This is a genomic window from Rhodococcoides corynebacterioides NBRC 14404 (assembly GCF_001894765.1).
In the GTDB taxonomy this organism is placed as follows: domain Bacteria; phylum Actinomycetota; class Actinomycetes; order Mycobacteriales; family Mycobacteriaceae; genus Rhodococcoides; species Rhodococcoides corynebacterioides.
On record NZ_BCWV01000002.1, the window covers coordinates 49,073 to 62,227 of the forward strand.

Here is a 13,155-nt window from a genome sequence, read left to right on the forward strand (position 1 = left end):
ACGCGTCGCAGCAGCCCTGGGATTGAGTGCGGGCATCTCGACCGACGAGGGCTGGGCGGCCATCGACGCGTGGCTCGCACCGGGTGCCGACGGGGAGCGGCGCCGCGCCGATGTCGCCGATGCGGTGGCCTCCAACGCAGACGATTACGGCCAGCTCAATGTCGAACTGGGCTTTCACTATTCGGAGGGCGCTGTCGTCCCCGACGGCAGCGCCCCACCGGTCCCGAGCAACCCGTTACGGGACTACATTCCGACCAGCCGGCCAGGCCACCATCTGCCGCACGCACGGATCGACCAGAGCGCGTCGGCCGGATCGACCCTCGATCTGATAGATCGCCGGCTGTTCACCCTGCTCGTCGATCCTCGGACCGCACAGATCTGGACCGATGCCGTGGCCGCACGACACTTGCCCGTCGAGGTCGTCGCCATCGGCGGAGACGGCTCGGACGAGCGGCCGGGAAGTTGGACACGACTACGCGAAGTGGATTCCGGCGGTGCAATTCTCGTTCGTCCCGACCGCCATGTTGCATGGCGGGCGATGACATTGCCGTCCGAACCGGGATCCGACCTCGCTGCTGCGCTGCACACACTCACACGCACGGAAGGAGCGCTGGCATGAACGACTCGGTCCCTGTCATCGATGACGTGATCTCCGCCCGTCGACATTCGGTGGCAGACGTCCTGCACCGCACCGCGAGGCGAGTCCCGACCAAGACGGCACTCGTCGGCGGCGATCGCGTCATCGACTACCGCGAACTCGACACCTCGGTCGATGTCGTCGCCGGGGCACTCCATGCCCGTGGTGTCCGCCGCGGCGATCGAGTTGCGATTCTCTCGCGCAACAATTGGCAGTTCGTCGTGCTCACCTACGCCACAGCGCGGCTGGGTGTCATCCTCGTCCCGATCAATTTCATGCTCACCGCAGACGAGATCGCGTTCATCCTCGGCAACAGCGAGATCGCAGTCATGGTCACCGAACCGGCGTTCGTACCGGCTGCCGAGCGAGCACTCGCCGTCTACGATCGGCCTCTGGCGGCGAGGGCAGTCATCGGAGCCACCGACGACCACACCGGCTGGGAGCCATTCGAGTCCTGGCTCGGGGTAGGCGACGCCGCTCCCGATGTGGTTGTCGGAGATGATGATCCGGTACGGATCATGTACACATCGGGTACCGAGTCGCGTCCCAAGGGCGCACTGCTGTCCAACCGTGCGCTGATTGCGCAATACACCAGCTGCATCATCGACGGCGGAATGGCGAGCGAGGACGTCGATCTGCACACCCTACCGCTGTATCACTGCGCGCAGCTCGATTGCTTCCTCGGCCCCGACATCTACCTCGGAGCCACCAGCATCATCCTTCCCGCGCCCGACCCCGATAAGATCCTGGCGGCGATCGAGACCCATGGCGTCACCAAGTTCTTCGCACCACCGACGGTGTGGATCTCGCTGCTGCGATCTCCGAACTTCGATCGAACGGACCTGTCGTCTCTTCGCAAGGGGTACTACGGCGCATCCGCGATGCCCGCCGAAGTGCTGCGCGAGATTCTCGAGCGCTTACCGGACGTGCGGCTGTGGAACTTCTACGGACAGACCGAATTGGCCCCGGTCGCCACGATCCTCGGTCCCGATGAACAGGTGAGTCATCCGGGTTCCGCCGGCCGCCCGGTGCTCAACGTCGAGACCGTCGTCGTGGACGAGAACAACACCGTTCTTCCGGTCGGAGAGATCGGGGAGGTCGCTCACCGCAGTCCACAAGCCACCCTCGGCTACTGGCGTGATCCGGTACGTACCTCGGAAGCGTTCCGCGGCGGCTGGTTTCACTCGGGTGATCTGGGCTGCTTCGACACCGACGGCAGGCTGACCATCGTCGACCGCAAGAAGGACATGATCAAGTCCGGCGGGGAGAACGTCGCCAGTCGCGAGGTCGAGGAAGAGATCTACCGTCATCCGGATGTCGCCGAGGTCGCCGTCTTCGCGATTCCCCATCCGAAATGGGTGGAGGCCGTCTGTGCGGTTGTCGTGGCCAAACCGGGAACCGACCTCGACGAGGTGGCAGTGCGGTCACACTGCTCGAATCGATTGGCGGGATACAAGATCCCCAAACACGTCGTGATCGTCGACACCTTGCCGAAGAACCCGAGCGGAAAAATTCTCAAGCGAGACCTACGCACCGCCTTCGCCGACCTCGCAACTACAGCCGACCTCGCAACCACGGAGAGATGACCGATGACACGTCGATCGATCGAGATCCCGGGCCTCCACCACGGCAGAGCCCCCATCCCGCAGGCCTCGCTGGTGGGTCCGTTACTGACCTCGAGCGGAATCAACGGACTCGACCCCGACAGCGGAGCCGTACCCGAGACCGTGGACGCGCAGGTAGCGCTGATCTTCTCCAATATCAGCCGCATCCTCGACAAGGCGGGCGGCACCACGGACGACATCGCCAAACTGACGTTCTTCGTGCGAGACCGGGCGGCACGGGCGGTCATCGATCCGCACTGGGTGGCGATGTTCCCCGACGAGGTCAGCCGCCCGGCACGGCACACACTCGAGTACCCGCTTGCCGACCCGCTGCTCATCCAGTGCGAACTCATCGCGTACGTCGGCGACGCCTGACACCCCGCGTGACCCACACGATCGAACTACCCCCAGACACGAGGAACATGATGATCATCGACTCACACGCCCACATCGTGGCACCCGACGGCTTGTACGCCTTTCGCGCGAACCTGATGGCCGACGGTGGGTATCACATCGGGCAACCCAAGATCAGTGACGACTCGCTGGCCGCGTGTGCGCACAGCAACGTCGAGACCATGGACGCCGTCGGCACCGATGTGCAACTGCTGTCCCCGCGCCCGTATCACCAGGGACATTCGATGAAGCCCGCACGGCTGGTGGACGCGTGGATCCGCGCGAACAACGACGTCATAGCGCGCACCGTCGAGATGCACCCGACACGGTTCGCCGGTGTGGCCGGTCTGCCCATCACACCCGACGAGCCGGTCGAACGTGCGTTCCCGGAGCTGCGCCGTACCGTCGAGGAGCTCGGATTCGTCGGTGTGACCGTGAATCCGGATCCCCACGAAGGCACCGGCACAGCGCCGGCCCTCGGAGACCCCTACTGGTATCCGCTGTTCGAGCAACTCGTCGAACTGGAGGTTCCGATGCAGGTGCACTCGGCCGGGTGTTACAACGGCCGTGAGACCTACAGCGAACACTTCATCACCGAGGAGTCGATCGCGATTCTGTCGATGATCCGGGGAAAGGTGTTCGAACGCTTTCCGACGTTGAACGTGATGATCTCGCACGGCGGTGGCTCCGTGCCGTATCAGCTCGGTCGATGGCAGGCCGAACATCTTCATCCCGGACTCGGCGGCGACCCGCATGCGCCGCGCTTCGAAGACCACCTGAAGCATTTCCATTTCGACACCGTTCTGCACTACTCACCCGCGCTCGAACTGCTGCTCAAGACTGTCGGGTCGGACCGAGTGCTCTTCGGAACGGAACGTCCCGGTAGCGGCTCGACCGAGAATCCTGAAACGGGGCGCCCATTCGACGATTTGAAGCCGGTCATCGAGGGCTTCGACTTTCTCGACGAGACCGACCGCAGAAAAGTGTTCGAAGAGAACGCGCGACGCGTTTTCCCGCGGCTGAAGGTCTGAACTGCGCGGAGTGGACCTCCTGTCGGACGAGGGGCGTGATCTGCGATTAGGCTGCAGGTCACGCCCGTCCTGTAGGGACGGGTTCGGATCGTGGAACGGATGACCTCGGGCGAGGAGGATGGGATGGCGTTGCGGACACGGCTGGGTACCGCCGGAATCATCGCCCAACTACGCAAGCTGATCCTCCTCGGAGAGCTCGTCCCTGGTGAGGCACTGCGCCAGGAAGAGCTGTCACAACGACTCGGCGTCAGCCGCGTCCCCATCCGCGAGGCATTTCTCGTCCTGGCCAACCAGGGTCTGCTGGTGCACCGCCCGAACCAAGGCTTCGTCGTGGCGAAGCGAACAGCGTTCGAGCTCAATCAGTTGCACACCCTGCACACTCTCCTCGAAACCGAACTCAACTCGAGCATTCACTGGCCGGACGCATCCGCACTCGAGCACCTGCGCAGCCTCAACGCCGAGATGGAAGCGAAGGCCGACGACGGCGATGTCATCGGGTTCATCGACCTCAATCACGAATTTCATCGGTCAGTGTGGAGTTTGTCGCCCCACAACCTGGTGATCACCGAGGTCGAACGCATCTGGACTCTGTCGGATGCATATTTCGTCAGCAACTACGGATCCTCGGAGCGACGGCGGCACGCTGTCGAACAGCATGCGCAGATCATCGACGCCCTCGCCGCCAAGGACATGTCGATGTTCCAGAAAGTGTCGGCCGAGCACCGTGACGACACGCGCGGGGGAGCAAACGACGCCCTGACGCGCGCCCACACCTGACTGATCCGGCGGAGCCCTGACATGCTGCTCAGGAAGCAGGCCTTCGTTAGTCCGGGTGAATCCAGCTGATCGGGTCGTCGAAGCCTTGGGAGCGAGAGGTCTTCGGTTCAACCCTGACAGGAAACTCTACGTCCGCGCAGGTCCGGCACGGTCCCGGGGCGCCCGGATCAGAGGTCTATGAGCGATGTGATGCGCTTGCCGTCTCGCAACTCTGCGAAGGTGTCGACGAATTCGTCCAGTGGTGCGTGGGTGACCCAGCCGTCGAGTGGTGGGGGCCGATTCTTCACGAGTACTACTCGTCGAGGGAGAACAAGGAGCCGGACCCCGATCACGTCCGCATGCAGCGTCTCCTGCTCACTGCAGATGGACATGCGACGCTCGAACAGATCCGGTCTCGGCAGCGGGTCGGCGTCCGTGACGCAGTAGACGGTTGGTCCGATCAGGACATCGTTCACTTCGGCGCCTTGTTCGAACGGTTCGTGGACCATCTGCGTGCGAGGTCCGACGACGGCGGCTGACGCCCCCGGGCAGTCACCGTGGTCGGACCCACAGTAACCGCCGGGCAGGGTGCATCGGAGGAACAGGGTCGGCTGTTCGTACTCCTCCGGCGTCTGTCGGCAGTGATGATCAGATCGCCATGTCGGAGTGGCTGTTCACCCGCGCTCGGTAGGCCGCGATCTTGTGTTCCAGAGCGGCGAGGTGCCGCTGGACTTCTGCGTGTCGCGCCATGACCACGGCGTGGTGTTGCTCGAGCAACGCGAGACGTTCACGTTCGTCCGCCCCGTTCCTGTAGGCCGCCGCGTAGTCCCGCATTTCGCGGATGGTCATTCCAGTGCCTCGGAGCATGACCACCCCGGACAGCCACGCCAGTGCTGCGTCGTCGTAGCGCCGTCGGCCGTCGCTGCCCCGTGCGGGGGCCGGCGTGATGCCTTCCTTCTCGTAGTAGCGGATTGTGTCGATCGTGATCTCGAGGGCTGCTGCCGCGTCGCCGATCAGGTAACCGTCGACTGTGCCTGTGGTCGTTGCCCGCGTCATGACATCAGTCAACCACTTGACATGGTGTGCACACCAGGAGACAGCCTCGACGAAGTCCGGTGCAGCGCCGGACTTGCTTCGGAAGGGACGACGACAATGCTCGGGAAAACACAGTTGGGATCGCAGGGACTGACGACGTCGGGTATCGGGCTCGGATGTATGGGTATGAGCGCGTTCTACGGCGGCGCCGACGACAAGAGGTCTGTCGAGACCATTCGGCGGGCGTTGGAGTTGGGGGTGACGATGTTCGACACCGCCGAGGCGTACGGACCGTTCGAGAACGAGAAGCTCGTGGGCCGGGCACTGGGTCCGGATCGTGACTCGGTGACGGTGGCGACGAAGTTCGCGACCGAGTTCGACGACGACGGCACCCCGAAAGGACTGAACGGCTCCCCGGAGCATGTGCGGCGCGCGATCGAACGGTCACTGCGGCACCTCGGCACCGACCACGTCGACCTGTACTACTTGCATCGGGTGGATCCGAACACTCCGGTGGAGGACACCGTGGGAGCGATGGGGGAGCTCGTGCAGGCCGGGAAGGTCCGCTACATCGGGGTGTCGGAGACTTCCGCCGACACACTGCGCCGGGCTCACGCGACGTTCCCGATCACGGCGATCCAGTCCGAGTACAGCCTGTTCGAACGCGACGCCGAACACAACGGTGTCCTCGACACCGCACGGGAACTCGGAATCGGGTTCGTCCCGTTTTCCCCACTGGGCCGCGGCTTTCTCGGCGGCACCGTGACGCGACAGAGCGATCTGCCCGAGGGCGACGCCCGGCGTAACCTGCCGCGGTTCTCCGACGAGGCCATCGACGCGAACCTGCGCATCGTGGCGGAACTCCGGAAAATCGCCGACGGCAAGGGGATCACACCTGCCCAACTCGCCTTGGCGTGGGTCGTCCACAACGGTACGACGCCGATTCCCGGAACCACGAAGCCGAACCGCGTGGAGGAGAACGTGAGTGCACTGTCGGTGACCTTGACCGCGGAGGATCTCGCACGGATCGACGATGTGTCCCCGCACGGCGCCGCGACAGGCACCCGCAACACCGAGGCTGCGATGGCTCGCGACCGCGGCTGAGTGCTCGGCCCCGAACGGATGCGGAACCTAGGATTCGAATCCGATTCCGACATTGCGCACGTGTTCTACGACGGGTGGGGCGGTGAAGAACGGGCCTGCCAGTGTCCGCCACCGCGAGTAGTCGTCCGACTGCCGGAAGCGCACCGTGTGGTCCTCCAGGGTGTCCCACTCGACGACGAGCAGGTATCGACCCGGGTCCCGTTCCAGCGGACTCTGCTGACTTGTGCGAGCCGGTCGGAACGGGACCAGGCGTCTTCGACACCTCAGGAGGTCAGCGCGGCGCCATCCGGAGCGCGCCGTCCATGCGGATGGTCTCGCCGTTGAGGTAGTCGTGCTCGACGATCATCTGTGCGAGCTGCGCGTATTCGGTGGGCTGAGCCAGGCGCGACGGGAACGGGACGCCCGCCTCGAGGCCGGCGCGGTACTCCGGGGTGACGCCGGCGAGCAATCGGGTGTCGACGATTCCGGGGGCGATGGTGTTGACGCGGATGCCGAACTGCGCGAGGTCGCGCGCCGCGGGAACGGTCATGCCGTGCACGCCACCCTTGGATGCCGAGTACGCGATCTGACCGATCTGTCCTTCGAAGGCCGCGACGGAGGCGGTGTTGATGATGACGCCGCGCTGGCCGGCCTCGTCGACGGTGGGCAGCGACTGCATATGGTCCGCTGCCAGACGCATGACGTTGAAGGTGCCGAGCAGGTTGATGGTGATGACGGTGCGGAAGAGCTCGAGGTCGTGGACGCCCTTCTTCGACAGGATGCGACCCGCCCAGCCGACACCGGCGCAGTTGACCACGATTCGCAGGGGAACGCCTGCCTCACCGATCTGGGTCAAGGCTGCGCGGACTTCCTCGTCGCTGGTGACGTCGGCGGCGATCAACGTGACGCCATCGGGAACGGAGTCGTACGGGCGTGCCGTCTTCTCGAACGGGTGGCGGAGCACGTCGGCTCGTTGTCACGTCGTTGTCACAACTCGGTCCCGACGGAGGCGGATCCGGGTGAATCCGGGTGGCGTGTTGATGCTGGTCGAGGCACGTGGCGGGGGTCCAGGTGCGTCCGTGGGAACCCGTTTCGATCGCCTTGTCAGCGAAAGGTCGTCAGTTCAATCCTGACAGCGGGCTCAAATTGCGCGGCTGTCCGAGAAGGACCAGGACCGACGTCTCGAGCTCACCGGAAACTCTCCGCATCAGCAGGTCACGCCAGGGGGCACGGGACGACAGTGGGCACATCACGATGGTAAGCGCCACCTCCAGCTGCTGTCGGCGCTCGGTCCACGTCGAGGGTCCGGTGGACGATGCGGTCGATCTCGCCGAGGCGATGGTGGCTTCGCCGAACACGTCTCCCCAGCGGGCGAACGGCGAGTCGATCCTCCAGCGGCACCCTCATCGGCAGCACGCAGGGTCCAGGACGGCGCGAAGTGCGTCGAGCGCCTCGGGGCGCGCCGAGTAGTAGACGTTCATGCCCCGGCGTTCGGAGGCCACCATGCCCGCCCGACGCAGTTGGCCGAGGTGGTGGCTGACGGTCGACTCGGCGAGTTCCAGCGCGCCGGCGAGGTCGCACGTGCACATCGCCCCTGCGGTGTCGGTGAGCAGCAAGGACATCAACCGGATGCGCATCGGGTCCGCGAGCGCTTTCAGTCGTACGGCCACCTCGAGCGCGGCATGTTCGTCCATCGGCGCAGCGGAGACGGGTTCGCAGCACACCGGCGTGGTGGTGTCGATGATCGGCAACGTCTTGGGCACGGTCCCGACTCTACAACCTCCTTGACATATACCGAAGACGTGGCGCACCCTATGACGGACACCTATTCGACATATGTCGCAACCCTGGAGGTTCGGATGTCCCGTGCTCAGCTCGCCCTCGACGTCGACGACATCGACACCGCGATCACGTTCTACAGCAAGCTCTTCGGCGTGGCGCCGGCGAAGGTCAAGCCCGGCTACGCCAACTTCGCCATCACCGAACCGCCCTTGAAGCTGGTGCTGATCGAGAACCCCGGCCAGGGCGGCACCATCAACCATCTCGGCGTCGAGGTCGACTCGTCGGGCCGGGTGCACGAGGAGATTGCCCGCCTGACCGGCGAGGGGTTGTTCACCGACGAGGAGATCGGCACCACCTGCTGTTTCGCCACCCAGGACAAGGTGTGGGTGACGGGACCCGGTGGGGAGCGCTGGGAGATCTACACCGTTCTCGCGGACTCCGACACCTTCGGTTCGCAGCCGATCCCGGCGCCCGCACCCAGCGTTCGCGCCGATGCGGCCCCCGCAGGGGCGACGAACACCACCTGCTGTTGACACCGGTCGGCGTCCGCGCGGTGCATCGCGCACCCGACACTGGTTACCGCTCAGGTCAGGGTCGAGGTGAGGTGCTCCACCGCATATCGTGCGGTGCGGCCGACGCCGATGAGTGTCGCGGATGCGGGGCCGGTCCAGTCGCCGTAGCCGAGGAAGACCATGGTGGGTTCGCCGGCGGCGTGCAGCCCGTCCATCGCGATGCCGCCGTCAGCGGTGGGCAGGTGCAACGGACGGAGATGTCGTAGCGCCGGCCGGAATCCGGTGCACCACACCACCGCATCGATCCGTTCGACGCCGCCGCCGTCGGTGACGACACCGTCGGTCGTGAGTGCGGCGAACATCGTGCGCGCCCGCAGGGCGCCGCGATCACGGGCGTCCCGCACCGACGGCACCATGACGACATCGCCCAGCCCGGCCACACCGCCGGTGTCGTCACCGGCGGCGAGTGCGCGGGCGCGCCGGGTGGCGACGTCGAACAGCACACGACCGTCGACGTCGTCGGGCAGGAACCGCGGCGGCCGGGTGGTGAACCACAGTGTGTCGGCGACGGTGGAGATCTCGGCGAGAATCTGCGCGGCGGAGTTGCCGCCCCCGACGACGGCGACCCGGCGCCCGGTGACGGTGCCGGGCCCGTCGTACTGCGTGGTGTGAATCTGACGGCCCCGGAACGATCGCATGCCGGGGTAGGTGGGCCAGAACGGCCGGGACCAGGTGCCGGTCGCGTTGATCACCGCCTCGGCCGACCAGGATCCCGCTGTGGTGTCGATCCGGTACCCGGAACCGTTGCGGCGCACCGCGGTCACGGAGACCGGTCGCCGCACCGGCAGCTCGTAGCGTTGTTCGTACGCGCTCAGGTAACCCACGACGTGCGATCCGGGTGGGAACTCCTGTGACGACGGGGACATCGGCCACCCGGGCAACCGGGAGTGCGCGGCGGGGGAGAACAGATGCAACGACGGCCAGTGGTCCCGCCAGGACCCACCAGCGGCCGGCTGGTCGTCGAGAATCATGTACTCGAGGCCTGCTCGGCGTAAGTAGTACCCGGCGGCGAGGCCTGCCTGACCGCCGCCGATGACCACCACCCGGGTTCGGGCGGTGGTCATCGGGTTCGTGCCGTCGGTGTGCGGTGCGGTGATGGCGTCAGTCCCGCAGGCGAGCAGCGAGTTCGTCGACGCGGGCGGCGATGTCGTCGCGCACCAGGCGCATCCGCTCGATGCCCTCGATCCCTCGCGTCGAGGGCTCGTCGGTGTGCCAGGTCAGGTAGGTCGGTCCCTCGACCGGGTCGACGGTTGCTTCGGTGCCGAGGGTGATGACGTAGTCCATCCGCGCCAGCAGGTCCGGATCGACCCGCTTGGGGTGCTCGCCGGTCAGGTCGACCCCGACCTCGAGCAGCGTCTCGGCGGACAGGGCATTGACCGCGTTTCCGGGGGCGGTGCCGGCGGAATGCACCTCGACGTCGTCGCCGGCGGCCTTGCGCATCAGCCCGGCGGCCATCTGCGATTTGCCGCCGTTCTTCACGCAGACGAACAGCACGCTCGGGGTGCTCACCGTGCTGCGTCCGCTCGAGCGGGAACGAGTTCGGCCAGGAGGTCCTCCACGCGGGCCTTGATCTGGTCGCGGATCGGGCGCACCGCCTCGAGGCCCTTGCCGGCGGGGTCGGGCAGCGTCCAGTCCCGGTAGCTGACGCCGGGGAAGACGGGGCAGGCGTCGCCGCAGCCCATGGTGATCACGACGTCGGAGGTCTCCACGGCGTCGGGGGTGAGGATCTTGGGGGACTGGTCGGAGATGTCGATGCCGATCTCGGCCATCGCTTCGACGGCGGCGGAGTTGATGGTGTCGGCGGGGGCGCTGCCGGCGGAGCGGACCTCGACGGCGCCGCCGCCGAGGTGGGTGAGGAAGCCGGCGGCCATCTGCGACCGGCCTGCGTTGTGGACGCAGACGAACAGCACACTGGGTGTGTCGGACATGGGGGACTGCACCTTTCGGGTGTTCAGCGGCGGAAGTGCGTCAGGTGTGCGCAGTGCTCGGACATCACGATTCCTTGCTCTGGGATACCGGCGCGGTCGGCGAGGAGGTGAAACGCCTGCGGAGAGCGAGAGAGACGTACACCAGGCCCACCAGGACAGGTACTTCGATCAACGGTCCGACGACGCCGGCGAGGGCCTGGCCGGACGTGGCGCCGTACGTGGCGATCGCGACGGCAATGGCGAGCTCGAAGTTGTTGCCCGCCGCGGTGAACGCCAGGGTGGTGGTTCGCTCGTAGCCCAGGCCCATCGCTGCGCCGAGTGCGTATCCGCCGCCCCACATCACCGCGAAGTACACCAGCAGCGGCAGTGCGATACGGACGACGTCGAGGGGCTGGGAGGTGATGCGGTCGCCCTGCAGGGCGAAGAGAACGACGATGGTGAACAGCAGCCCGTAGAGTGCCCACGGCCCGATTTTCGGGATGAACGAGGTCTCGTACCAGTCGCGGCCCTTGGCGCGTTCCCCGAAGTGGCGCGAAGCGAATCCGGCGATCAACGGGATGCCCAGGAAGATCAGGACGGACTTCGCGATCTGCCACGGCGATGCCTCGATGGTGGTCTGGTCGAGGCCGAGCCAGCCGGGGAGAACCGAGAGGTAGAACCAGCCGAGGACGGCGAACATGACCACCTGGAAGACCGAGTTGATCGCCACGAGGACGGCTGCGGCTTCGCGGTCGCCGCAGGCGAGGTCGTTCCAGATGATGACCATCGCGATGCACCGGGCGAGCCCGACGATGATGAGGCCGGTGCGGTACTCGGGCAGGTCGGGAAGGAACAGCCAGGCGAGGGCGAACATCAACGCCGGTCCCAAGATCCAGTTCAGGGCAAGGGAACCGAGCAGGAGCTTCTTGTCGCCGGTGACGGTGTCGAGCCGGTCGTAGCGGACCTTGGCCAGCACCGGGTACATCATGATCAGCAGGCCGATCGCGATGGGGAGCGAGACGCCGTCGACGGAGATGGACGACAGCGCGTCGTTCATCCCCGGAACCAAGCGACCGAGCAGCAGTCCGAGGACCATCGCGACGCCGATCCAGATCGGCAGGAAACGATCGAGCGTGGACAGCTTGCCGACGATGGCGGGGTGGTCGGCGGTGTTCGCCGTGGTGCTCACGCCGTCACCAGCCCGGTGTCGGAGACGTCCACGTCGTCAGCGGTGGGATCTGCAGCGGCGAGCACCGCCGACAACTGTTGCAGCGCAGCGGGAACGACCCAGTAGTAGACCCAGGTGCCGCGGCGCTCGCAGTCCAACAGTCCGGCCTCGCGGAGCACCTTGAGATGGTGGGAGATGGTCGGCTGAGACAGGTCGAACGAGCCGGAGATGTCGCAGACGCAGGCCTCGCCGTTCTCGTGGCTGGCCACCAGGCTCAGCAGGCGCAGACGGGCCGGGTCGCCCAGTGCCTTGAACATCCGCGCGAGATCACCGGCCCAGTCGGTGGTCAGAGGTTCGCGGGTCAGCGGTGAACAGCATCCGCCGCTGGTCGCTGCGACGGCCACGGTTTGATTCGACACCCGTCTATATTGACGATTGGTGAATCGACGGTCAAGTGCATCGACGCTCTCGGGCCCGAAGCCACTCGACCCGAGGGTCTTTCGTTGCCTCCGTCGGTGTCCCTCGTCGCTGACGAGGCCGCACTGCTGCGCGCGACGATGACGTCGTGAGCATCGTCGATCGCGACGATCCCTGCGGAGCGACAGGAGCGAAGCCCCATGGCATCGAGACGCATCGTGGTCGCCACTGCCAGCCGTCACGGCGCCACCGCCGAAATCGGTGAGCGCATCGCCCGCGTCCTCGTCGACGAGACCATCCGTCTCGGAGGAAGCATCGACGTCGAGGTGGTCGACGCAGGGCAACCGGAGGCTGCCGACGACGCCGACGCGGTCATCCCGGGCAGCGCGGTCTACTACGGACGATGGCTCCCCGACGCTCGGCGGTTCGCCGACCACCTCGTCGAGGACGGCTCGCACCGGCCGGTGTGGCTGCTCTCGAGTGGACCGGTCGATCGGACCGGGAAGGATGCGGCGACGTCGCGTTCCTCCCGATGGAACCAGGCGGCGTGGGCACGCGAGCACCGAACCTTCGGCGGCAAACTCGACCACTCGTCGTTGGGCAGGGTGGAACGGATGGTCGCCGGTCTGATCAAGGCTCCCGATGCCGACGCGCGCCCCTTCGACGAGATCGAGCACTGGGCGCGCTCGATAGCTCGGCAGATCCATGGGGACGACGATCATCATGGCGAAAGCCCGCCGTGAGCACCGTGATCGACCTGCGATCGGTGC

At 66.1% G+C, this 13,155-nt stretch carries 16 protein-coding genes and 1 pseudogene; 8 read left to right on the plus strand and 9 right to left on the minus strand.

Features of this window, described 5'->3' with window-relative positions; genetic code table 11:
* Positions 1-124 precede the first annotated feature (124 nt).
* The 5 genes from RC2_RS19425 to RC2_RS01475 all read left to right on the plus strand — a co-directional run bounded on the left by RC2_RS19425 (position 125) and on the right by RC2_RS01475 (position 4,442).
* A complete protein-coding gene (locus RC2_RS19425; RefSeq protein ID WP_371829118.1) occupies positions 125-619 on the plus strand; it encodes an aromatic-ring hydroxylase C-terminal domain-containing protein in 495 nt (164 codons plus the stop codon).
* Positions 616-2,223 carry a fatty acyl-CoA synthetase gene (locus RC2_RS01460; protein ID WP_068148308.1) on the plus strand — a complete coding sequence of 536 codons (1,608 nt, stop codon included), beginning with the start codon at positions 616-618 and terminating at the stop codon, positions 2,221-2,223. The genes RC2_RS19425 and RC2_RS01460 overlap by 4 nt, the downstream gene beginning before the upstream one ends.
* Positions 2,224-2,226: 3 nt before the next feature.
* Positions 2,227-2,616, plus strand: a complete 390-nt coding sequence (locus tag RC2_RS01465; protein ID WP_068148306.1) for a RidA family protein — start codon at positions 2,227-2,229, stop codon at positions 2,614-2,616.
* Positions 2,617-2,663: 47 nt separating this feature from the next.
* Positions 2,664-3,665 carry an amidohydrolase family protein gene (locus RC2_RS01470; protein WP_218017964.1) on the plus strand — a complete coding sequence of 334 codons (1,002 nt, stop codon included), beginning with the start codon at positions 2,664-2,666 and terminating at the stop codon, positions 3,663-3,665.
* A gap of 99 nt (positions 3,666-3,764) precedes the next feature.
* A complete protein-coding gene (locus tag RC2_RS01475; RefSeq protein ID WP_072680964.1) occupies positions 3,765-4,442 on the plus strand; it encodes a GntR family transcriptional regulator in 678 nt (225 codons plus the stop codon).
* A gap of 167 nt (positions 4,443-4,609) precedes the next feature.
* Here the strand turns inward: RC2_RS01475 and RC2_RS18560 are convergent, their stop codons facing one another.
* Positions 4,610-4,930, minus strand: a complete 321-nt coding sequence (locus RC2_RS18560) for a hypothetical protein (protein ID WP_139277240.1) — start codon at positions 4,928-4,930, stop codon at positions 4,610-4,612.
* A 139-nt stretch (positions 4,931-5,069) separates the two neighbouring features.
* Positions 5,070-5,477 (minus strand): MerR family transcriptional regulator, encoded by a 408-nt coding sequence (locus RC2_RS01485; protein ID WP_068148297.1) that lies wholly within the window; start codon positions 5,475-5,477, stop codon positions 5,070-5,072.
* 96 nt (positions 5,478-5,573) lie between these two features.
* Here RC2_RS01485 and RC2_RS01490 point away from each other — a divergent pair, with 96 nt between their 5' ends.
* Complete coding sequence (locus RC2_RS01490) at positions 5,574-6,560, plus strand: aldo/keto reductase (protein WP_068148295.1); 987 nt, start codon at positions 5,574-5,576, stop codon at positions 6,558-6,560.
* 271 nt (positions 6,561-6,831) lie between these two features.
* On the opposite strand, the pseudogene RC2_RS01495 reads toward RC2_RS01490, so the two are convergent.
* Together RC2_RS01495 and RC2_RS01505 are read right to left on the minus strand one after the other, a co-directional pair.
* Positions 6,832-7,473 (minus strand): annotated as a pseudogene (locus RC2_RS01495) (SDR family NAD(P)-dependent oxidoreductase); the annotation flags it as partial.
* 469 nt (positions 7,474-7,942) lie between these two features.
* Positions 7,943-8,302 (minus strand): Rv2640c family ArsR-like transcriptional regulator, encoded by a 360-nt coding sequence (locus tag RC2_RS01505; RefSeq protein WP_068148290.1) that lies wholly within the window; start codon positions 8,300-8,302, stop codon positions 7,943-7,945.
* Positions 8,303-8,398: 96 nt separating this feature from the next.
* Here RC2_RS01505 and RC2_RS01510 point away from each other — a divergent pair, with 96 nt between their 5' ends.
* Entirely contained in the window at positions 8,399-8,854 is a 456-nt protein-coding gene (locus RC2_RS01510) for an ArsI/CadI family heavy metal resistance metalloenzyme (RefSeq protein WP_068148286.1), read from the plus strand.
* A gap of 50 nt (positions 8,855-8,904) precedes the next feature.
* Here the strand turns inward: RC2_RS01510 and RC2_RS01515 are convergent, their stop codons facing one another.
* The 5 genes from RC2_RS01515 to RC2_RS01535 all read right to left on the minus strand — a co-directional run bounded on the left by RC2_RS01515 (position 8,905) and on the right by RC2_RS01535 (position 12,372).
* Positions 8,905-9,957, minus strand: a complete 1,053-nt coding sequence (locus RC2_RS01515) for an ArsO family NAD(P)H-dependent flavin-containing monooxygenase (protein WP_068148283.1) — start codon at positions 9,955-9,957, stop codon at positions 8,905-8,907.
* 37 nt (positions 9,958-9,994) lie between these two features.
* A complete protein-coding gene (locus RC2_RS01520) occupies positions 9,995-10,402 on the minus strand; it encodes an arsenate-mycothiol transferase ArsC (RefSeq protein WP_068148280.1) in 408 nt (135 codons plus the stop codon).
* Complete coding sequence (locus RC2_RS01525; protein WP_068148278.1) at positions 10,399-10,821, minus strand: arsenate reductase ArsC; 423 nt, start codon at positions 10,819-10,821, stop codon at positions 10,399-10,401. Before RC2_RS01525 ends, RC2_RS01520 begins: the two co-directional genes overlap by 4 nt.
* A 64-nt stretch (positions 10,822-10,885) precedes the next feature.
* The gene (gene arsB, locus RC2_RS01530) at positions 10,886-11,989 is read right to left on the minus strand and encodes an ACR3 family arsenite efflux transporter (RefSeq protein WP_068148276.1); all 1,104 of its coding nucleotides are present in this window, start codon (positions 11,987-11,989) and stop codon (positions 10,886-10,888) included.
* The gene (locus tag RC2_RS01535; protein WP_371828688.1) at positions 11,986-12,372 is read right to left on the minus strand and encodes an ArsR/SmtB family transcription factor; all 387 of its coding nucleotides are present in this window, start codon (positions 12,370-12,372) and stop codon (positions 11,986-11,988) included. Before RC2_RS01535 ends, arsB begins: the two co-directional genes overlap by 4 nt.
* Positions 12,373-12,585: 213 nt before the next feature.
* Here RC2_RS01535 and RC2_RS01540 point away from each other — a divergent pair, with 213 nt between their 5' ends.
* Positions 12,586-13,128: a flavodoxin domain-containing protein gene (locus RC2_RS01540; protein ID WP_068148272.1), complete on the plus strand. Its 543-nt coding sequence runs from the start codon at positions 12,586-12,588 to the stop codon at positions 13,126-13,128.
* The last annotated feature ends 27 nt before the right edge of the window (positions 13,129-13,155 follow it).